At 74.4% G+C, this 20275-nt stretch carries 19 protein-coding genes; 13 read left to right on the top strand and 6 right to left on the bottom strand.

Annotation, left to right across the window (positions count from 1 at the left end; genetic code table 11):
* Positions 1 to 195 precede the first annotated feature (195 nt).
* From GRQ65_RS01210 to GRQ65_RS01185, 6 genes are all read left to right on the top strand, one after another.
* Positions 196 to 1725, top strand: coding sequence for a hypothetical protein (locus tag GRQ65_RS01210; protein WP_160874331.1), 1530 nt, complete (start codon positions 196 to 198; stop codon positions 1723 to 1725).
* Between the two features lie 2 nt (positions 1726 to 1727).
* Positions 1728 to 2693, top strand: coding sequence for a PT domain-containing protein (locus GRQ65_RS01205; RefSeq protein ID WP_160874329.1), 966 nt, complete (start codon positions 1728 to 1730; stop codon positions 2691 to 2693).
* A gap of 112 nt (positions 2694 to 2805) precedes the next feature.
* The gene (locus GRQ65_RS01200) at positions 2806 to 3681 is read left to right on the top strand and encodes a hypothetical protein (protein WP_160874327.1); all 876 of its coding nucleotides are present in this window, start codon (positions 2806 to 2808) and stop codon (positions 3679 to 3681) included.
* Positions 3682 to 3737: 56 nt separating this feature from the next.
* Positions 3738 to 4820, top strand: a complete 1083-nt coding sequence (locus tag GRQ65_RS01195; RefSeq protein ID WP_160874325.1) for a CbiQ family ECF transporter T component — start codon at positions 3738 to 3740, stop codon at positions 4818 to 4820.
* Positions 4817 to 6397, top strand: a complete 1581-nt coding sequence (locus GRQ65_RS01190) for an ABC transporter ATP-binding protein (RefSeq protein WP_160874323.1) — start codon at positions 4817 to 4819, stop codon at positions 6395 to 6397. Before GRQ65_RS01195 ends, GRQ65_RS01190 begins: the two co-directional genes overlap by 4 nt.
* A 71-nt stretch (positions 6398 to 6468) precedes the next feature.
* Positions 6469 to 7218 carry an ECF transporter S component gene (locus tag GRQ65_RS01185; RefSeq protein WP_160874904.1) on the top strand — a complete coding sequence of 250 codons (750 nt, stop codon included), beginning with the start codon at positions 6469 to 6471 and terminating at the stop codon, positions 7216 to 7218.
* Positions 7219 to 7436: 218 nt separating this feature from the next.
* On the opposite strand, the gene GRQ65_RS01180 is transcribed toward GRQ65_RS01185, so the two are convergent.
* From GRQ65_RS01180 to GRQ65_RS01165, 4 genes are all read right to left on the bottom strand, one after another.
* Positions 7437 to 8588: a PQQ-dependent sugar dehydrogenase gene (locus GRQ65_RS01180; RefSeq protein WP_160874322.1), complete on the bottom strand. Its 1152-nt coding sequence runs from the start codon at positions 8586 to 8588 to the stop codon at positions 7437 to 7439.
* Positions 8588 to 9505 carry an alpha/beta fold hydrolase gene (locus tag GRQ65_RS01175; RefSeq protein WP_160874320.1) on the bottom strand — a complete coding sequence of 306 codons (918 nt, stop codon included), beginning with the start codon at positions 9503 to 9505 and terminating at the stop codon, positions 8588 to 8590. The genes GRQ65_RS01180 and GRQ65_RS01175 overlap by 1 nt, the downstream gene beginning before the upstream one ends.
* A gap of 71 nt (positions 9506 to 9576) precedes the next feature.
* Complete coding sequence (locus tag GRQ65_RS01170; protein ID WP_160874318.1) at positions 9577 to 9885, bottom strand: hypothetical protein; 309 nt, start codon at positions 9883 to 9885, stop codon at positions 9577 to 9579.
* Between the two features lie 117 nt (positions 9886 to 10002).
* Positions 10003 to 10884, bottom strand: coding sequence for an EamA family transporter (locus GRQ65_RS01165; RefSeq protein WP_160874316.1), 882 nt, complete (start codon positions 10882 to 10884; stop codon positions 10003 to 10005).
* Positions 10885 to 10931: 47 nt separating this feature from the next.
* Between GRQ65_RS01165 and GRQ65_RS01160 the strand changes: the two genes are divergently transcribed.
* The 6 genes from GRQ65_RS01160 to GRQ65_RS01135 all read left to right on the top strand — a co-directional run bounded on the left by GRQ65_RS01160 (position 10932) and on the right by GRQ65_RS01135 (position 18532).
* Positions 10932 to 12020, top strand: coding sequence for a WD40/YVTN/BNR-like repeat-containing protein (locus GRQ65_RS01160; protein WP_160874314.1), 1089 nt, complete (start codon positions 10932 to 10934; stop codon positions 12018 to 12020).
* 155 nt (positions 12021 to 12175) lie between these two features.
* Complete coding sequence (ilvD, locus tag GRQ65_RS01155) at positions 12176 to 13882, top strand: dihydroxy-acid dehydratase (RefSeq protein WP_160874312.1); 1707 nt, start codon at positions 12176 to 12178, stop codon at positions 13880 to 13882.
* A 166-nt stretch (positions 13883 to 14048) separates the two neighbouring features.
* Entirely contained in the window at positions 14049 to 15110 is a 1062-nt protein-coding gene (locus GRQ65_RS01150; protein ID WP_160874310.1) for a hypothetical protein, read from the top strand.
* A 20-nt stretch (positions 15111 to 15130) separates the two neighbouring features.
* Positions 15131 to 16351 (top strand): kynureninase, encoded by a 1221-nt coding sequence (locus GRQ65_RS01145; protein WP_160874308.1) that lies wholly within the window; start codon positions 15131 to 15133, stop codon positions 16349 to 16351.
* The gene (locus GRQ65_RS01140) at positions 16348 to 17364 is read left to right on the top strand and encodes a S66 family peptidase (protein WP_160874306.1); all 1017 of its coding nucleotides are present in this window, start codon (positions 16348 to 16350) and stop codon (positions 17362 to 17364) included. Before GRQ65_RS01145 ends, GRQ65_RS01140 begins: the two co-directional genes overlap by 4 nt.
* Positions 17365 to 17461: 97 nt before the next feature.
* Positions 17462 to 18532: a hypothetical protein gene (locus tag GRQ65_RS01135; RefSeq protein WP_160874304.1), complete on the top strand. Its 1071-nt coding sequence runs from the start codon at positions 17462 to 17464 to the stop codon at positions 18530 to 18532.
* Positions 18533 to 18538: 6 nt separating this feature from the next.
* On the opposite strand, the gene GRQ65_RS01130 is transcribed toward GRQ65_RS01135, so the two are convergent.
* Together GRQ65_RS01130 and GRQ65_RS01125 are read right to left on the bottom strand one after the other, a co-directional pair.
* Entirely contained in the window at positions 18539 to 18886 is a 348-nt protein-coding gene (locus GRQ65_RS01130) for a UBP-type zinc finger domain-containing protein (RefSeq protein ID WP_160874302.1), read from the bottom strand.
* Between the two features lie 9 nt (positions 18887 to 18895).
* On the bottom strand, positions 18896 to 19315 hold the full coding sequence (locus GRQ65_RS01125; RefSeq protein WP_160874300.1) for a Pr6Pr family membrane protein: 420 nt from the start codon (positions 19313 to 19315) through the stop codon (positions 18896 to 18898).
* Between the two features lie 263 nt (positions 19316 to 19578).
* Here GRQ65_RS01125 and GRQ65_RS01120 point away from each other — a divergent pair, with 263 nt between their 5' ends.
* Complete coding sequence (locus GRQ65_RS01120; protein WP_160874298.1) at positions 19579 to 20274, top strand: GNAT family N-acetyltransferase; 696 nt, start codon at positions 19579 to 19581, stop codon at positions 20272 to 20274.
* Position 20275: the final 1 nt, after the last annotated feature.

The following is a 20275-nucleotide window of genomic DNA, read 5'->3' as shown; positions in this document are numbered from 1 at the left end:
GGGAAGCCGGTCCGAGTCCGGCGCTGACCCGCAACCGTAGGCCCGCCTCCCGCCGTACGAGTCCGTACGCCGCGCGAGGGGCGAGCGAGCCGGAGCACCTGCCGCGGTGCGTTTCCTGACCAGTCGCTGTCGAGGAACGCAGCGGGTCGGACTCCCTCGTGGAGCCTGCCCGCTCGTGCAGCGGGAAGGACCACCATGCGCACCACCACCCGCCGGGTCGCGGCACTCGTCGCCGCGCCGGCTCTCGCCCTGGGGCTCGTCTCCGGGTTCGGGCCGGCCGCCCAGGCCGCCCCCGGCCCGTCCAGCACGTCGGCCGCCTCGTGGCTCACCACGCAGCTCAGCAACGGCCTGTTCCGTCCCGGCGGCACCGTCAACTACAGCGTCAGCATCGACATCGCCCTCGGTCAGCTCGAGGGCGGCAACCCCGCCGTCGCGACCCAGATCCGCGACGCGATCGCCCCGTCGGTCAACGACTACATCCAGAACGGCGCCACGCAGTACGGCGTCCGCACCGCGCAGGTCCTCGACCTGGTGCAGGCCACCGGCGGCAACGGCACGGCCTTCGGCGGCGTCAACCTGGTGAGCCGTCTGGAGTCGCTGACCGCGGCCGACGGCAAGCTCACCGACTCCAACGGCGGCAGCTACTCCGCCTACGGCCAGGCGCTCGGCGTCGACGCCCTGACCGCGGCGAAGAGCCCCGAGGCCGCCCAGGCAACGGCCTTCCTGCTCGGTCAGCAGTGCCCGGCCGGCTTCTTCATCCCCTTCGAGGGCACCGCGTGCGGCGACGAGTCCGCTCCCGACACCGACGCGACCGCCCAGGCCGTCCTCGGGCTGCAGGGCCGGCTCGCCGAGCCCAACGTCAAGGCCGCCGTCGACCGGGCGATCGCCTGGCTCAAGGCACGTCAGGCGGCGGACGGCTCCTTCATCGGCTCGAGCTTCGTGCCGTCGGCCAACACCAACAGCACGGGCCTGGCCGCCGCCGCGCTCGGCGCGTCGTGCGAGGTCGGTGCGGCCGACCGCGCGGGGACGTTCCTGCGCAGCCTGCAGGTGCCGGCCGGCACCACCGGTCCGCTCGCCACGGCGGTCGGAGCGGTCGCCTACGACCAGGCCACGCTGACCGACGGCAGGACCAACGGCATCGACCCGGCCGACGTCTACTCCTGGCGCCTGCCGACCGCGCAGGCCGCGCTCGGCCTGCCGTGGGACAAGACGGCCAAGTCCGAGCTGCGCCTGCGCGGCCCCAAGGGCGGCTACGTCAAGGCCGGTGCCACGTCGACCTTCCGCATCAAGGGCGCCCCGGACGGCGAGCGGGTCTGCGTCACCACGCCGACCGGCACGCAGGCCGTGACCGTCACCGGCGGCAAGGTCGAGGTCACCGTCAAGACCCGCCGCAAGGCGACCGAGGCCTACACCGTGTCGGCCACGACCGGCCCCGGCGAGGTCGCCAAGACCGTCACCCCGCTCCCGCGCACCCGGCTCAAGGCGGCCTTCGCCAAGCGCGTCGAGCGCGGCGACCGCGTCGTGGTCAAGGTCCGCAAGCTGGCCTCGAAGGAGCGCGCCCGCATCGTCGTCGACGGCAAGGTCGTCGCCAAGGGCAAGGCCAACGCCAAGGGCGTCTTCGTCGCTCGCTTCCGGGCCCGCTACGGCCTCGGCCAGCACAAGCTCGTCGCCCAGGGCGCGTACGGCAACCGCAAGGCCGTCTACCGCTTCACCGTGACGCGCTGACGGTGTCCCTCCTGCGCCACACCGCTCGTCTCGCCGCCGCGGTCCTCGTGACCGCGGCGGCGACGACGGCGGGACTCGCGAGCGCGCCGGCCGCTCAGGCCGCGACGTGCTCCACGTCGGCCGGGGCCAGCGTCGTCGTCGACCCCGGCTCGCTCGGCGGGTCCGTCCAGTCCGGCTGCGTGGCCGGCGGCCGGACCCCCGCCGCGCTCTTCCCCGACGCCGGCTTCCCCCTCACCTACGTGCAGAGCCAGCCGGGCTTCGTGTGCCGGGTCGCCGGCCAGCCGTCGGGCTCGGACGAGGCGTGCGTCGACACGCCGGCTGCGAACGCCTACTGGGGTCTGTGGTGGTCCGACGGCCGCACCGGCACCGGCACCTGGACCTACGCCAGCTACGGGGTCAGCGGCTTCCGCGTCCCCGAGGGCGGGTCGGTCGCCTTCGTCTGGCAGGACAGCAGCACGCGCACCGCCCCTGCCGTCGCGCCGCCCGTCAACGCCGCTCCGGCGTCCGCGGCACCGAGCCCCACCGCCGCTCCCACGCGTCAGCCGAGCGCCAAGCCGAGCGCCAAGCCGACCCGCCAGCCGACCCGCCAGCCGACGTCTCGGCCCACGCGTCAGCCCAGCACGGAGCCGACGACCGCTCCGACGGCTCCGTCGAGCAGCCCGTCCGCCTCCGCGTCGGTGTCGTCCCCTGCCTCTGCGTCGGCCTCGGCCGTCCAGCCGTCGACCGCACCGAGTGCCCCGGCGCCGGCACCGACGTCGCCGGCGACGCCGTCGTCAGCAGCCCCGAGCCCGAGCGAGGTCCTGCCGTCGAGCGCGGCGAACGACGCGCCGTACGACGACGCCTCACCGGCGTCGGCGACCACCGACGGGGCGCTGCCCGCGTGGGTGGCTCCGCTGGTGATCGTGCTGGTGCTCGGTGCAGCGGCGGGCGCGTTCGTCGTGCGTCGCCGTCGGCAGTCCACAGGCTGACACCTCGCTGTGGCGGTGCTGTGGGTCCTCGTGGGTTAGTCTCCGCGAGGTCGACCAGACCACCGTCCGGACCCGTCCGGCACGGTCCGCCTCCACCGCACAGGAGCCGACGGTGAGCCCGAGCCGCACCCGCCTCGCCCGAGCGCTGGTCGCCGTCCTCCTCGGCCTCGCGGCCGGGCTGGTCGCCTGGTGGCCGCAGGCCGCGCTCGGTCAGGCCGCCCAGGTCTCGCAGTCGGTCGTGCGGGCGAGCGCCGCGGCGCTCCGCGCCACGCCGACCGCGCCGACCAAGCCGACGCAGCGTCCGACCGACCCCAACGGCCCGGGTCAGGGGCAGGGCCCCGGCCAGGCCCCGACCAAGACCCCCACCGCTCCGACCCAGCCGTCGCCGACCGTCCAGGCCGCCGATCCGACGACCGCGGCCGCGCAGCCGCAGCCGGCCTCGGCGACCGTCCAGCCCACCCACGGCGCGCCCGGGCAGGGCAAGGACCCCAAGCCGCCGAAGTCCGGTGGCGGCAAGAACGACGGCAAGGGCGGCTCCAGCGGCTGGAGCGGCAGCAACGGTGGCCAGGGGGGCACCAGCGACCACAGCAGCAACAACGGCAGCAGCAACAACGGCGGCCAGTCGCAGGCCCAGCCGACCAGTCGACCGACGTACGCCCCGACCACGAGCGGCTCCAGCGCCTCGCAGTACGCGCCCCCGGCGCCCGTCTCGTCCGCGTCGGCGGCCGCAGCGAGCAAGCCCGCGAAGCCCGTCCGCCCCAGTGCCGCCGCCGTCCCGTCGACCGCCGCGGCGTCCCCGGCCGCCGGGGCGCAGACCGAGGCCGACGCCAGCGACACCTACCTCGCCAGCGCCGCACCCGAGCCGACCACCGGCGGCGGAGCACCGGTGTGGCTCATCCCCGGCCTGCTGCTCCTCATCACCTCGGTCCTCGCGCTGCTCGGCGGGCTCGCCGGGCGCAACCGCGCCGAGGCGCCCGCCGACGTCTGAGCGCCGGCCCCGCCGCCGATTCCCCGGCGGGTCTCGCGACCACGGATGATCGGGGGATGAGCTCGGCCCGCCTGCCACGGGACCTGCATCCCGTCGCCTGGTGGGTGTGGGCCATCGGGCTCGCCGTCGCCGCGTCCTCCACGACCAACCCGCTGGTGCTGCTGACGGTGGTGGCGGTGGCCTCGCTCGTGGTGTTCGCGCGGCGCTCGGAGCAGCCGTGGGCACGGGCGTTCCGGCTCTACGTGCTCGTCGCGGTGGTCATCGTGGTGATGCGGGTGCTGTTCCGGGTGCTGCTCGGCGGTGGGGTCGGCGGCGGGCACGTGCTGCTCGACCTGCCCGAGGTGCCGCTGCCCGACTGGGTGCTGGGCCTGCGGTTGCTCGGGCCCGTGACGCGGGAGTCGGTGCTCGCGGGGCTGTACGACGGCCTGCGGCTCGGCGCCGTCGTCGTCTGCGTCGGTGCGGCCAACGCCCTGGCCAACCCCAAGCGGCTGCTGCGCTCGGTGCCCGCGGCCCTGCACGAGGTCGGCACCGCGCTCGTCGTCGCCGTGACGGTGCTGCCCCAACTGGCCGAGAGCGCGCGCCGCGTGCGCGCCGCGCAGGCGCTGCGGGCGGGCGACGAGCGGCGTACGGGTCGGTTGCGGCGCCAGCTCGTGCCGGTCCTCGAGGACGCCCTCGACCGCTCGTTGCAGCTCGCGGCGGGCATGGACACCCGGGGCTACGGACGGGCCGGCACCGCCACCCCGGCCGAGCGCCGCGTCACCGGCGCCCTGATGCTGACCGGTCTGTGCGGGGTCTGCGTCGGCACCTACGCCGTGCTCGACACCTCGGTGCCGCGGCTGCTGGGCACGCCGATGCTCGTGCTGGGCGTCGCCGCCGCCGTCGCCGGCCTGCTGAGCGCCGGGCGCCGCGTCGGGCGCACCCGCTACCGGCCCGACCCGTGGCGCTGGCCGGAGTTCGCGGTGATGGCCTCGGGCATCGCCACCGGGGCGGTGCTGCACTGGGTCTCCGAGCACCAGCTCGTCGTCGCCTACCCCGACCTCGCGTCGTTCCCCCAGGTGACACTCGTGGCGCTGCTCGGCTCGCTGGTCGGTCTGCTCGCCGCGGTCGCCGCCCCCGAGCCCCGGCCGGTGACGTCATGAGCCTGCTCGAGCTGCGGGGTGTCAGCGTCGACTACGACGGCACACCCGTCCTGCGCGACGTCGACCTCGACCTCGCCGACGGCGAGCTCGTGCTCGTCTCGGGCCCGACCGGCTCCGGCAAGTCGACGCTGCTCGGGGTCGTGACGGGCCTGGTGCCGCGCTTCTCCGGGGGGACCCTGGTCGGCGACGTGCTCCTCGACGACGTCAGCGTCGTGCACGCGGCGCCGCGCGAGCGCGCCCACGCCGTCGGCTACGTCGGCCAGGACCCGCTCGCGGGGTTCGTCACCGACACGGTCGAGGAGGAGCTCGCCTACGGCATGGAGCAGCTCGGCCTGCCGCCCGAGACGATGCGCCGCCGCGTCGAGGAGACCCTCGACCTGCTCGGCATCGCCGACCTCCGCGGCCGCGACCTGCGCACGCTCTCGGGCGGGCAGCAGCAGCGCGTCGCCATCGGCGCGGTCCTCACCATGCACCCGCGACTGCTCGTGCTCGACGAGCCCACCTCCGCGCTCGACCCGACCGCCGCCGAGGACGTCCTGGCGACGCTCACCCGCCTCGTCCACGACCTCGGCGTGACGGTGCTGCTCGCCGAGCACCGCCTCGAAAGGGTCGTGCCGTTCGCCGACCGGATGGTGCTGCTCGGCGCCGACGGCCGCGTCCAGGTGGGGGAGCCGGCCGACCTGCTGGAGACCTCGCCTGTCGTGCCGCCGCTCGTCGAGCTCGGCCGCGCGGCCGGCTGGTCGCCGCTGCCGCTCAGCGTGCGCGAGGCGCGTCGTCGGGCACGGGCACTCGACCTCGTCCCGCCTGCTGAGGCCGTGTCTGTCGACCCTGCGCCCGGTGTCGACGTACGCCGCCTCTCGGTGGTCCACGGGCGCACCGTCGCGGTGCGCGAGGTGTCGCTGCCGCTCGGGGCCGGGCGGGTCACGGCCCTCATGGGGCGCAACGGCGCGGGGAAGTCGTCGCTGCTGTGGGCGGTGCAGGGGTCCGGGCCGCGCCAGGCCGGGTCGGTGAGGGTGGCGCCCTCCGGCTCCGACCCGGCCGACCTCAAGGCGGGTGGCCGGCGCTCGCTGGTCGGACTGCTGCCGCAGCAGGCCGGTGACCTGCTCTACCTCGAGACCGTCGACGAGGAGTGCGCGGCAGGCGGCCCCCGCACTCGCGGGCTGCTCGACGAGCTGGTGCCGGGCATCCCCGGCGACCGGCACCCGCGCGACCTCTCCGAGGGTCAGCGCCTGGCCCTCGCGCTCGCGCTCGTGCTGGCCGGCGACCCGCCGGTCCTGCTGCTCGACGAGCCGACGCGCGGTCTCGACTACGGCGCCAAGGCGGCGCTGGCCCGGACCCTGCGCCGCCTCGCCACCGACGGGCGCACCGTCGTCGTCTCGACCCACGACGTCGAGTTCGTCGCCCAGGCCGCCGACGAGGTCGTCGTGCTCGCCGACGGAGAGGTCGTCTCCCGCGGACCGGCCCGCCGCGTCGTCGCCGAGTCGCCCGCCTTCGCCCCCCAGGTCACCAAGGTGCTCGGGGCGCCGTGGCTGCGCGTCGACGAGGTCGCCGCCGCGCTCGAGGGACGTGGCTCGTGAGCACGCCTGCCGCCGTACCCGTCTCCCGGCGCACCGCGCTGGTGCTCGCGCTCGCCTCGCTCGGCGGGCTGATGATGCTCCTCTGGCCGCTGCTGCTGCGGGTGCCGCCCGATACCGAGCGGATCGACCCGCCGTTCCTGTTCCTCGCGCTGCTGCCGGTGGTGATCGCGGTGGTGCTCGCCGAGCTCAGCGAGGGCGGGCTCGACACCCGGGTGCTCGCGGTGCTGGGGGTGCTGTCCGCGGTGATCGCGGTCCTGCGCGGCATCTCCGCCGGCACCGGTGGCATCGAGCTGGTCTTCTTCCTGCTGGTGCTGGCCGGGCGGGTGTTCGGCCCCGGGTTCGGCTTCGTGCTGGGGGTGACGTCGCTGTTCGCCTCGGCGCTGATGACCGCCGGCGTCGGGCCGTGGCTGCCGTTCCAGATGCTCGTCTCGGCGTGGGTCGGGATGGGTGCGGGGCTGCTGCCCCGGCGGGTCACCGGCCGCGCCGAGATCGTCATGCTGGTGGTCTACGGCGTGCTCGCGGCGTACCTCTACGGCCTGCTCATGAACCTCTCCGGCTGGCCGTTCCTGCTCGGCATCGTCGTCCCGGGACACGAGCAGACCGCGCTGTCGTTCGATCCCGGCGCCCCGCTGTGGGAGAACCTCCGCCGCTTCGGCGCATTCACCCTCATCACCTCGACCGGCTCCTTCGACACCGGCCGCGCGATCACCAACGCCGTCGCCATCGCCGTCCTCGGCCCCGCCGTCCTCACCACCCTGCGCCGCGCCGCCCGCCGCGCCACCGTCCGCGGTCACGTCGACCCGGCGCGAACTGCTGCCTGAGCGACGCCGACCCGGCGTGAAGTGCGGTGCGAACGACGCCGACCCGGCGCGAAGTGTCGTCCGCCGACGGCACTTTCAGCCGGGTCGACGTGCGTGGAGCAGCACTTGCAGCCGGGTCGGCGTACGCGGAGCAGCAATTTGAGCCGGGTCGGCGTACTTCGAGCAGCACTTTCAGCCGGGTCGGCGTACGTGGAGCAGCACTTTGCGCCGGGTCGGCGTCAGCCGGTGGGGCTCACCTGGAGGATGCGGTCGTCGTCGGGGCCGGGGCGGCCGCGGCCGTCGCGGTTGGAGGTCGTGACCCACAGGGTCCCGTCGGGGGCGGGTACGACGGTGCGCAGGCGGCCGTAGTCGCCGACGAGGTACTCCTCGGGCGTGCCGGCCTGCTGGTCGGCACCGGAGCCGTCGGACGAGGAGGTGACCGGGATCTTCCAGAGCCGGTTGCCCTTGAGGGCGGCCATCCAGAGCGCCCCGTCGGCGTAGGCGAGGCCGGAGGGGGAGGCGGAGTCGGTGTCCCAGGTGGCTTGCGGGTCGACGAAGCCGTCGGCGGTGCCGCCGGTGCCCTCGAACGCCGGCCACCCGTAGTTCGCCCCTGCGTCGATGCGGTTGAGCTCGTCGCTCGTGGACGCCCCGAACTCCGAGGCCCACAGCTGGTCGCCGTCGAAGGCGAGGCCCTGCACGTTGCGGTGGCCGAGCGAGAACACCGCCGTGCCGGACGGGTTGCCCGGCGCGGGCTCGCCGGTGGGCGTGATGCGCAGGATCTTGCCGGCCAGGCTGTCCGGGTCCTGCGCGAGGTCGGGCTGGCCGGTCTCACCGGTCGAGGCGTAGAGCATGCCGTCGGGGCCGAAGGCCAGGCGTCCGCCGTCGTGGATCTGGCCCAGCGGGATGCCGGTCAGGATCGGCGTGGTCGGGCCGAGCCGGCCGTCGCGCAGCGTCGCGGTGACGATGCGGTTGTCGGTCGCGGAGGAGACGTAGAAGTACAACGTCGCGTCCTGGTCGTACGACGGGGAGACGGCGACGCCGAGCAGCCCGCCCTCACCCTGCGGGGCGGCCTCCCCGACGGTGCCGACCGTCTCCACCTCACCGGTCCCGGCGGCGACCACCTTGACCGAGGCGGTGTCACGCTCGGTGAGCACGGCGTCGCCGCCCGGCAGGAAGGCCAGTCCCCAGGGCGCGTCGAGACCCGTGGCGATCGTGCCGACCACCCTCGGCGCCGTCCCCGACGCGCCGGCGCTGGCCGTGGGCTCCACGTCGGGCTCGGCCGAGACGGTCACGCCGATCTCGCGACCTGCGTCGGGCTCGGAGCCGGACCCGGAGGAGCAGGCGGCGAGCGCGAGCAGGGCACCGACCGCGAGGACGGCGGGACGCCGCATCAGGCGGAGGCCCGCGCGATCAGCTCGAGGAGCAGTTCGTGCACCCGCTCGGGCTGCTCCATCTGCAGGAAGTGGCTGCCGGACAGCTCGACGTAGACGGCGTCGGGGATGCGCTCGGCCGCGGTCGCCATGTCGCGCGCGCCGGCCAGCACGTCCCAGGTGCCGCCCACGAGGGTGACCGGCACGCGCAGCCGCGACAGCGAGACCCGGCCGTGCTTGGCGGTGGCGAGCGCGAGGTGGAAGTACCACTCCAGCGGGGTGGTGAGGAACTCCTGCACCGCCCGCGCGGTCATCGCGGGGTCGGCGACGGGCAGCATGAAGCCGGAGTGGCTGATCGCGGTCACGGCGACCGGCCCGATGGGCAGCCGGGTGCTGATCGGGGAGACCGCGCGGCCGGCGACCTGCACGGTGCGGGCCAGGGCCGTCGTGACGGTGCGCGTCACGCGGCGGGGCAGGTGGAACGGGCCGAGCATGGTCGAGAAGGTGTCGCCCGGCACGCCGGCGACGGCGAAGATGCCACGGACCCGTTCGGGGTGGCGGAAGGCCAGCTCGAAGGCGGTGTTGACGCCCATCGACCAGCCGATCAGCACCGCCTGGTCCACGCCGTAGGCGTCCATCACCGACAGCGCGTCCTCGACGAACTCCACGATGCCGCAACGCGCCGGGTCCTCGGGGCGGTCCGAGCCGCCGACGCCGCGGTGGTTCCACGACACGACGCGCACGCCGCAGTCGGGGTCGAGCAGCGCGGGCCAGCACCAGGGGTTGGTGCCGAGGCCGTTGCACAGCAGGACCGTCGGACCCTCGATGGTGCCGTCGGGGTCGTTGGTCCAGGCGGTCAGGCGGGTGCCGTCGTCGGAGAGGACGTCGCGGAAGGCGATCGGTGCTGCTTCGGACGTCGGTGCGGCCGAGGTACGCATGTGCACCAGTGTGCCCGAGGCCCCCGCCCCCGGTCGGTGACCCAGGTCACGGGTTCGGCGTCGCGCTCGCCTCAGTGGTGGGCGGCGTGGTGCGCCGCGTGGTGGGCGGCGTGGGGCGCGACCGACGGTGTCTCGTCGGCGCGTACGCCGGGCGTCCGCGCCGCGAGGAACGCCTCGACGTCCTCGCGCTCGGCGCGCCGCGCGGCCAGCGCGGTGCCCGCGACCATCGCGTTGCGCCGGGCCCGCAGCTGCGACTCGACCGGCCAGGCACGCACCCGCTCGACCGCCGGGGCGACCAATGGTGAGACGACAGCGCTCACGGCCGCCCCGACCCTGCGCGAGGCGCCGAGCCGGGAGGAGAGGGCGATGAGGGGGGACATCGGGACCGAACCTAGTCGGACAGGTCGGGGTTGTCGTCACCCCCGCGTGAAGAACGTGTGAACAAGCCGCTGAGCGAGTGCTGAGAGGCCTCTGGGGGCCTGAGACGGGCGCAGACGTCAGTCGGGCGCGGGCTCGCGCAGGGTCCCGGAGCGGGTGGCGCCGATGCTCGCGGCGACGACGCAGGCCATCGCGAGCAGCTGCACCGGACCGAGCAGCTCGCCGACGACGAGCAGCGCGGCGAGGGCGGCGGCGGCGGGCTCGAGGCTCATCAGGATCGAGAACGTCGCGGGGCTCAGCGAGCGCAGCGCCACCAGCTCGAAGCTGTAGGGGATCACCGAGCTGAGCAGCCCCACCAGCGCACCGACGACGAGGATGCGGACGTCGAGCAGCTGCTCGCCGTACCGGCCGAGGGTGAGGGGGCTGAGAAGCAGCACGGCCACCAGGCTGGCGACGGCGAGGCCGTCGACGCCCTGCCAGCGGGCGCCGGTGCGGGCGCTGAGCAGGATGTAGCCCGCCCACATCGCGCCGGCGAGCAGCGAGAAGCCCACGCCGGCCCAGGTCAGGTCGCCGGGCTGCAGACCGAGCAGGACGACGCCGAGGCCGGCGAGGACCACCCACACGAGGTCGCGCCGGCGGCGGGAGCCGAGGACGGCCAGGGTGAGGGGACCGACGAACTCCAGCGTCACGGCGATGCCGAGCGGGATGCGCGCGAAGGCCTGGTAGATCGCCCAGTTCATCACGCCCAGGCAGACCCCGAACCCGAGGACGACCAGCCAGTCCTCGCGGCTGCGGCCGCGCAGCCGCGGACGCGCGATCGCGAGGAGCACGACCGTGCTGGTGGCCAGGCGCAGCCAGACGATCGTGGTGGGCGAGACCTCGTCGAAAAGCGTCTTGGCGATGCTGGCGCCGAACTGCACCGAGAGGATGCCGCCCAGCACGAGCCAGACGGGGGAGACGCGGTCCCGTCCCGAGGGTGACGATGATTCCGAGGCCGCCACCGGGTCAACGTAGTGCGCCGTGCGGACGGCGGGACGAGGAGGTCGTGATGACGACGACGGTGCTGATGGTCGGCACGCGCAAGGGGCTGTGGGTCGGCCGCTCGGACGAGGCGCGCGAGGAGTGGAGCTTCACCGGCCCGCACCTCGACATGGAGGAGGTCTACTCCTGCCTCGTCGACACCCGCCACGACCCGCCGCGCCTGCTCGCGGGGGCCTCGTCGAGCTGGCTCGGGCCGAGCGTGCGGCGTTCGGACGACCTCGGGGCGACCTGGGCGGAGGGCGAGGTCGGCGGCATCCGGTTCCCGGAGTACGCCGGCGCCAGCGTCGAGCGCGTCTGGCAGCTCGTGGCCGGCCTCGAGCCCGACACGGTGTGGGCCGGCACCGAGCCCGGGGCGGTCTGGCGCTCGGACGACGGCGGGCGCACCTTCGCCCTCGAGCAGGCGCTGTGGGACCACCCCCACCGGCCCCAGTGGGGCGAGGGGTACGGCGGGCAGGCGTTCCACACCGTGCTGCCGCACCCGAGCGACCCGGCGTCGATCACCGTCGCGATCTCGACCGGCGGGGTCTACCAGACCCGCGACGCCGGTGCCTCGTGGGAGCCGCGCAACGTCGGCATCCGGGCGGAGTTCCTGCCCGAGGGGCAGCAGTTCCCCGAGTTCGGCCAGTGCGTGCACAAGGTGGCCCGGCACCCGTCGCGGCCCGAGCGGCTGTTCCTGCAGAACCACGGCGGCGTCTACCGCTCCGACGACCACGGCGCCTCCTGGCGCTTGATCGCCGCGGGCCTGCCGGCCGACTTCGGCTTCCCCGTCGTCGTGCACGCCCACGAGCCCGACACCGTCTTCGTCTTCCCGCTGAACGGCGGCGACCGGCGCTACCCGCCGCGCGGCCAGGCCCGGGTCTGGCGTTCGCGCGACGCCGGCGAGACCTGGGAGCCGAGCGGCTCCGGCCTCCCCGACGACTTCTGGGTCGGCGTCGTGCGCGACGCGATGTGCGCCGACACCCACCCGGCCGCCGGGCTCTACGTGGGCGCCCGCAACGGCACGGTCTGGGTCTCCACCGACGACGCGAGCTCCTGGCGGCCCGTCGTCGCCAACCTGCCCGACGTGATGTGCGTGCGGGCCGCGGCGCTGGCGTGAGCTGGGACGTGGTTTCGAGACGGTCGTTGCACGACCTCCTCAACCACCGCGACGGTGGTTGAGGAAGGACGGAGTCCCGTCTCGAAACCACTCGGCTCAGCGGGCCGGTGAGACCGCGGGCGGCGCGACCCGCGGGCCGTCGTACGCTCCCTGTCATGGCCGAGCAGTCCCCGCAGCAGTCCACCACGCCCGACATCAAGCCCCGCTCGCGCGACGTCACCGACGGCCTCGAGAAGGCCGCCGCGCGCGGGATGCTGCGGGCGGTCGGCATGGGCGACGACGACTGGGTCAAGCCGCAGATCGGCGTCGCGTCGTCGTGGAACGAGATCACCCCCTGCAACCTCTCCCTGCAGCGGCTCGCGCAGGCGGTCAAGAACGGCGTGCACGCGGCGGGCGGCTACCCGCTCGAGTTCGGCACGATCTCGGTCTCCGACGGCATCTCGATGGGCCACGAGGGGATGCACTTCTCGCTGGTCTCGCGCGAGGTCATCGCGGACTCCGTCGAGACGGTGATGAACGCCGAGCGCCTCGACGGCTCGGTGCTGCTGGCCGGCTGTGACAAGTCGCTGCCCGGGATGATGATGGCCGCCGCGCGCCTCGACCTCTCGAGCGTCTTCCTCTACGCCGGCTCGATCATGCCCGGACAGGTCGACGGTCGCGACGTCACGATCATCGACGCCTTCGAGGCCGTCGGCGCCTGCCTGGCCGGCAAGATCACCCGCGAGGAGGTCGACCGGGTCGAGAAGGCGATCTGCCCGGGCGAGGGCGCCTGCGGCGGCATGTACACCGCCAACACGATGGCCGCCGTCGCCGAGGCGATCGGCATGAGCCTGCCCGGCTCGGCCGCCCCGCCGGCCGTCGACCGCCGGCGCGACGGGTTCGCCCACCGCTCCGGTGAGGCCGTCGTCAACCTGCTGCGCAAGGGCATCACGGCGCGCCAGATCATGACGAAGGAGGCGTTCGAGAACGCCATCACCGTCGTCATGGCCCTCGGTGGCTCGACCAACGCCGTCCTCCACCTGCTGGCCATGGCCCGCGAGGCCGAGGTCGACCTGACCCTCGACGACTTCAACCGCGTCGGCGACAAGGTGCCGCACCTCGGCGACCTCAAGCCGTTCGGCAAGTACGTCATGTACGACGTCGACAAGGTCGGCGGCATCCCGGTCGTGATGAAGGCGCTGCTCGACGCCGGCCTCATGCACGGCGACTGCCTCACCGTCACCGGCAAGACCATGGCCGAGAACCTCGCCGACATCGCGCCGCCGCCGCTCGACGACGACGTGATCCGCTCGCTCGACCGCCCGATCCACGCCACCGGCGGCCTCACCATCCTCAAGGGCTCGCTGGCCCCCGAGGGTGCCGTCGTGAAGTCGGCCGGCTTCGACGAGTCGGTCTTCACCGGCACCGCCCGGGTCTTCGACGGCGAGCGCGCCGCGATGGACGCCCTCGAGCAGGGCCGCATCGGCGCGGGCGACGTCGTCGTCATCCGCTACGAGGGCCCCAAGGGCGGCCCCGGCATGCGCGAGATGCTCGCCATCACCGGCGCCATCAAGGGCGCCGGGCTGGGCAAGGACGTCCTGCTCATCACCGACGGCCGCTTCTCCGGCGGCACGACCGGTCTCTGCGTCGGCCACATCGCGCCCGAGGCGGTCGACGGCGGCCCGATCGCGTTCCTGCGCGACGGCGACACCATCACCCTCGACGTCTCGAACCGCTCGCTCGAGGTGGAGATCGTGGACGAGGACGAGTGGGCCTCGCGCCGCGAGGGCTGGGAGCCCAACCCGCCGAAGTACACCCGCGGCGTCCTCGGCAAGTACGCCAAGATGGTCCAGTCGGCCGCCCACGGCGCCGTCACGGGCTGAGGCTGTCGGAATCCCAGCATCTGCTGGGATCGCCAACGTTCTGGGGTGTTGCAACGCCCCAGAACGTTGCTCTTCCCAGCAGATGCTGGGGTTCCGCCGCCAGGGTGACCTGACGGGCGGCGCGGGTCCGCGAGGGGGCGGCTGGGCTCGGTTAGGGTCGGCGCCGATGTCTCGGAAGCTCCTCCCGTCCGGCCCCCGTGAGCGCTCGTTCGCGGTGGGGCTGCTGCTCGCCCTGCTGACCCTCGCCGCGGTGGCGTACGCCGTGCTGCCGTCGTCCGGCCCCGACGCCGACCCCGATGCCGAGGAGCGGGGCGCGCTCGCGGCCCTCGAGACGACACCACGTCCGGAGCCGGTCGCGAGTGCCGCTCCTGCGCCTGGGACCCCGGAGGTCACGGCAACCCCGACGGCCGCCCCGACCGCAGCGCCGACCGCAGCCCCGAGTGCACAGCTGCCCGGCGGCGTCGACACGATCTTCGGCGACGACCGGTTCCTGGTCGCCTACTACGGCACCGCCGGCACCGGCGCGCTCGGCGTGCTCGGCGAGGACCCGCCGGAGCAGGCGTTCGCGCGGCTGCAGCAGGCGGCGGCGCCGTTCGCCCGCCCCGGCAGCGAGGTGATGCCGGTCTTCGAGCTGATCGTCACTGTTGCCGACGCGGCGCCCGGCAAGGACGGCGACTACGCCCACGACATCTCGCGCGCGGCGGTGCAGACCTACATCGACGCCGCCCACGAGCACGGCGCGCTGCTGCTGCTCGACGTGCAGCCGGGCCGCACCAGCTTCGACGAGGCCGCCAAGCGCTGGGCGTGGGCGCTGAAGGACCCCTACGTCGGCCTCGCGCTCGACCCGGAGTGGCGGATGGGAAACCGCGGCGTGCCGGGGCAGCGGATCGGCTCCGTCGGCGTCGCGGAGGTCAACCGCACCTCGGCGTGGCTGCGCGACCTGGTGCGCCGACACGACCTGCCGCAGAAGCTCTTCGTCCTCCACCAGTTCCGCACCGACATGGTCCGCGACATCGAGCGGGTCCAGCCCCGTCGCGGGCTGGTCATGGTGCAGCACGTCGACGGCTTCGGCACGCCGGGCCAGAAGCTCGCGACCTACCGCCACGTGGCCCGCCCGGGGCAGATCCGGATGGGGTTCAAGCTGTTCTACGACGAGGACGTGCGCCTGATGAGCGCCGCCGACGTACGCCGGATCCGTCCGACGGTGCGCTTCGTCAGCTTCCAGTGACGGAGGCTAGGTTCGGCGTCATGAGCACCGGCACGATCACCGACCCGGCCCCGCTCGACGCCGCCGACCCGCTGGCGGCCCACCGCGACCTGTTCGTGGGCGCGGAGACGCCGCTGGTCTACTTCGACGGCAACTCCCTCGGCCGCCCGCTGCGCGTCACCGGCCCGCGCCTGGCGGCGTTCGTCGAGCAGGAGTGGGGCGGCCGGCTCATCCGGGGCTGGGACGAGCGGTGGTTCGAGCTGCCGCTGACCCTCGGCGACCGCCTCGGCCGCGCCTGCCTCGGGGCGGCGGCGGGCCAGACGGCGATCGCCGACTCGACGACCGTGCTGCTCTACAAGACCATCCGGGCCGCGCTCGCCGCCCGCCCCGGCCGCACCGAGATCGTGCTCGACCGCGACCAGTTCCCGACCGACCGCTACGTCGCCGCCGGCATCGCCGAGGAGACCGGCGCGACGCTGCGCTGGATCGAGGTCGACACCAGCGCCGGCGTCACCCCCGAGCTGCTCGCCGAGGTGGTGGGGGAGCAGACCGCGGTCGTGCTGCTCAATCACGTCGCCTACCGCTCCGCCTGGCTGGCCGACGCCCCCGCGCTCACCCGCATCGCGCACGACGCCGGCGCGCTGGTGATCTGGGACCTCTGCCACTCCGCCGGGGTCGTGCCCGTCGAGCTCGACGCCTGGGACGTCGACCTCGCGGTCGGCTGCAGCTACAAGTACCTCAACGGCGGCCCCGGCGCTCCGGCGTTCGTCTACGCCGCCGCCCGGCTGCAGGACGAGCTGCGCCAGCCCCTGCAGGGGTGGATGGGCGCCGCCGACCCGTTCACGATGGGCCCGTCCTACGAGCCCGCCCCCGGGATGCGCCGCTGGCTCTCGGGGACGCCCGCCGTCGTCGGCATGCTCGCGCTGGAGGACATGGTCGACCTGCTCGGCGAGGTCGGCGTCGAGGCGGTGCGGGCCAAGTCCGTCGGGCTCACGGCGTACGCCGCCGAGGTGGCCGCGGAGCTGCTCCCCGAGGTCGCCCCGGCCTCGCCCACCGACCCCGAGCGGCGCGGCGGCCACCTCACCCTCAGCCACCCGGCCATGCGCGAGGTCACGGCCGCGCTGTGGCGCCGCGACGTCATCCCCGACTACCGCGACCCCCACGGGCTGCGCATCGGGCTCTCGCCCCTCTCCACGTCGTACGCCGAGGTGCGGGCCGGGCTCGACGCCGTCCGCGAGGTGCTGGACGAGGTGACGGCATGACCCGGTGGCCGCGGCCGCTCGCGCCGGGCGACACGATCGCGGTGACCGCACCCTCCAGCGGGGTCGCCGCCGAGCTCCGGCCCCGGCTGGACTTCGCGGTCGGCTGGCTGCGCGAGCGCGGCTACGACGTCGTCGTGGGCGACTGTCTCTCCGGCGACCACGTGCGCTCCGCGTCGCGCGACGAGCGGGCCGCCGAGCTGACGGCGTACCTCACCGACCCCGCGGTCGCCGCCGTGCTGCCGCCGTGGGGCGGCGAGCTGGCCATCGACCTCGTCGACGTCCTCGACTGGGACCGGCTCGCGGCCGCCGAGCCGACCTGGCTCGTCGGCTGGAGCGACATCTCGACGCTCCTGGTGCCGCTCACGACGCGGCTGGGCTGGGCGTCGCTGCACGGGGTCAACCTGATGGACACCCCCTACACCCCGCCCGCAGGGCTCGCCCACTGGCTCGACCTCGCGACCGCCGCGACCGGCACCCGGATCGACCAGACCAGCCCGGGCCGCACCCGCGACGGCTTCGACCGGTGGCAGGACCAGCCGGCCATCACCACGATGACCCTCGACCGGCCGGCCTCGGCCGCGGTGCTCGGCGGCGGCGACGCCGAGGTGAGCGGCACGCTCATCGGCGGCTGCGTCGAGGTGCTCTCCCCGCTCGCCGGGTCGCCGTACGCCGACGTGCCGGGCTACGCCGCCGACCACCCCGACGGGCTGCTCGTCTACCTCGAGGTCGCGGAGACCGACGCCTACGACGCGTGCCGCAAGCTGCACGGGCTGCGGCTCTCGGGCTGGTTCGAGCACGCCACCGGGGTGCTGGTCGGGCGCACCAGCGCGCCGGACTCGCCCGACCTCACCCAGGCCGAGGCGGTGACCGACGCACTCGGGTCGCTGGACGTGCCGGTGCTGACCGGCCTCGACATCGGCCACACCCAGCCCTACCTGCCCCTGGTCAACGGCGCCCGGGCGACCGCCCGGGTCGTCGACGGGGTCGCGACGGTGGAGCAGACGCTGGGCTGAGCTCCGGCTGCAGGCGAGCCGCAAGCGGCGCCAAGGTGGGCACAAGCGGGGCGGCCGAGGGTGGTGGTGTCCAGCACAGACCACCCTGGGAGCCACCATGCCCGCCCGCTCGACCATCCGCACCCTCTCCGGAGTCCTGGCCGCCGCCACCCTCGTGGCCGCCGTCCAGCCGGGCGGGGCCTCCGCCGCCGGCGGCGGCCAGAAAACGAAGAAGGCCGACCTGAGCGTGACCGCGCTCAGCGGCGTGCCGACGACCGTCTCCCGCACCGCCCCGCTGCCGCTCACCGCCACCGTCCGCAACCGCGGCAAGGTCAAGGCCAAGAAGGGCACCGTCTCCTTCTGGTGGTCCGCCGACACCCGCGCCGGGGGCGACACCCTGCTCGCCAGGGTTGGCGCTCCGGGTCTCGGGCCGGGGCGCACGGCCGAGGTGAAGGCGGTTGCGACCGTCCCGGCGTCGGTCTCGGGCGGCGGCCACGTCCTGGCCTGCAGCACGTCGGCCAAGGACGCCTCGTCCCGCAACGACTGCAAGGCCTCGACGCCCACCACCGTCCCCGCGGTGGTCACCACTCCGCCGACCACCCCGCCGACCCAGCCCCCGGTGCAACAGGCGCCCGGGTCGACGTTCTCGGGAGAGCTCAGGGGCGACCTGCACTTCGTCGACGCCGGGTCGGAGACCAGGGACGCCGACGTGTGGCGGTTCACCGCCGACGTCAGCATCGGCGCGACGGTCTCGGGGACGACGGTCCAGCCCACGAGCGCGGTCGTCGCCTCGACGACCAGCAGCTACGTGCTGGCCGGCAGGAGTCTGACCCGCACCTCCTCAGCGCCCTGCCCCGGCAGCTGGGAGCAGGTCAGCCAGGGCAGTGGCCGGTTCCCCTGGACCGGCGACCCCTACGAGGACGGTCTGCGCACCGGCATCGCCAAGACCGACATGTCCGAGCTCTCGATGGTGATCGAGATGCCGTTCACCCACACCGAGACGTGGAGCAGCTGCGACGGGAGCCAGTCGCGAACGTTGCCCGCCCGCCACATCATCGTGCTCGAGTTCGAGCAGGTCGCGCGCACCGCCAGGAGCGTGCGCTACGCCGTGAGCGACTACCACGACGTCGACAGCACGACGTCGGAGTTCGAGACCCTGACCGGCCAGCTCGAACTCTCGCTCGACTGACCTTCCTCAGTGGATCTGCGAGCGCCAGTCCAGCGGCACCCGGCCCCGAGGGCCGGGTGCCGGCTGGTCCTCGGGGTGCGAGGTCGGCGGCGCGAGCGGCGGGCCGTCGTACGCCGCCTCCTCGGTGAACGACCAGAACCACTCCTCACCGGGCTCGAAGCTCTGCATCACCGGGTGGCCGGTCGCGCGGAAGTGCGCGCTCGCGTGCTGCGCGGGGGAGGAGTCGCAGCACCCGACGTGCCCGCACTGGGCGCAGCGGCGCAGGTGCACCCACCAGCCGCCCACCTCGTCGCACTCGGCGCAGCCGGTGCCGCTCGGCGGGACGTTGGTGTCGATGCCCGGCGATGCACTCATGCGGTGACGCTACTCGCGACGGGACCGGTCGCGACGCGGCAGTGGTCGACCCTGCACGTCGACAATCCGGACGACGGCTGCGAGCGCCCCGAACAGCGCGGTCACGGCGAGGCTCGCGACGAGCACGCTGCCCCACCCCTCAGTGTCCACGTCGAGGAACGGGTAGGGGTACCAGCCCGTGGTCGCCCCGACCACCAGCGTCACGCCGAGCCAGGCGAGCGGCCACGCGGTGGCGAACGCCAAGGTGGCGAGGTCCCAGCGCGGCCGCGGCCCGGCCAGCAGCCAGCCCGCCACGGCCAGGAGGGGGACCACGACGTGCAGCAGGGTGTCGGCCAGCAGGTCGAGACCGTCGAGGTCTTGCAGGGGTCGCAGCAGGAAGAAGTGGACGAGCGCGGTGACGGTGATGCCCAGGAGACCGGCCAGTCGCACGGGACACCGGGCCGTCGCGGTCGGGCGCGGCTGCGAGGAGCCCCGCGCCGAGCGCGACGAGCAGATTGCTCTGGATCGTGAAGTAGGCGATGAGCCGGAGCAACCGGGTGCCGGTCGGCGCCACCGCCGAGTCGTCCAGGACCCGGCCGCCCTGGAGGACGAGCACGAGCTGCAGGAGCAGGGCGGCGGCCGCCACGCCGGCGGTGACCGTGTGCCAGACGCGCGCCTGCCGGGGGTCCACGGCCCGACCCTAGGGTGACGACGTGGTGAGCATCAACGAGCACGGTCAGCCCGTCGGTGACGAGGTGCCCGGCTGGGCGGGCTGCCCGTGGCCCGAGCCGGTCCGGCTCGGGGGTCGCCACGTCGTCGTCGACCCGCTCGCGCTCGACCACGCACCGGCGCTGTTCGCCGCGCTCTGTGGCGCCGAGGACCACGCGCTGTGGACCTACCGCGCGACCGAGCCCCCGGCCACGGTCGAGGACATGACCGACCTGGTGCGACGCGACCTCGAGGACCCCTCGACGGTGACGTTCGTGCTGCGGCCGGACGGCGGCGAGCCGGCCGGGCTGGCGTCGTACCTCCGCATCGACGCGGCCTCGGGCAGCATCGAGATCGGCAGCATCCTCTTCGCCCGCTCGCTGCAGCGCACCGCCGCCGCGACCGAGGCGGTCCACCTGCTGATGCGCCACGCCCTCGAGGACCTCGGCTACCGGCGCTTCGAGTGGAAGTGCGATGCGCTCAACGAGCCGTCGCGGCGGGCGGCGGAGCGGTTCGGCTTCACCCACGAGGGCCGGTTCCGCCAGCACCTCGTCGTGAAGGGTCGCAACCGCGACACCGACTGGTACGCCGTGACCGACGCCGACTGGCCCGCCGTGCGCCGCGAGCACGAGCGGTGGCTCGACCCGGCCAACTTCGACGCCGAGGGCCGGCAGCGCAGTCGGTTGCGTGTGGTGGGGTGAG

Source organism: Nocardioides flavescens (assembly GCF_009823805.1).
Lineage (GTDB): Bacteria > Actinomycetota > Actinomycetes > Propionibacteriales > Nocardioidaceae > Nocardioides > Nocardioides flavescens.
The sequence above is the reverse complement of the archived record's forward strand: the minus strand, read 5'-3'. Positions and strand labels throughout refer to the sequence as shown.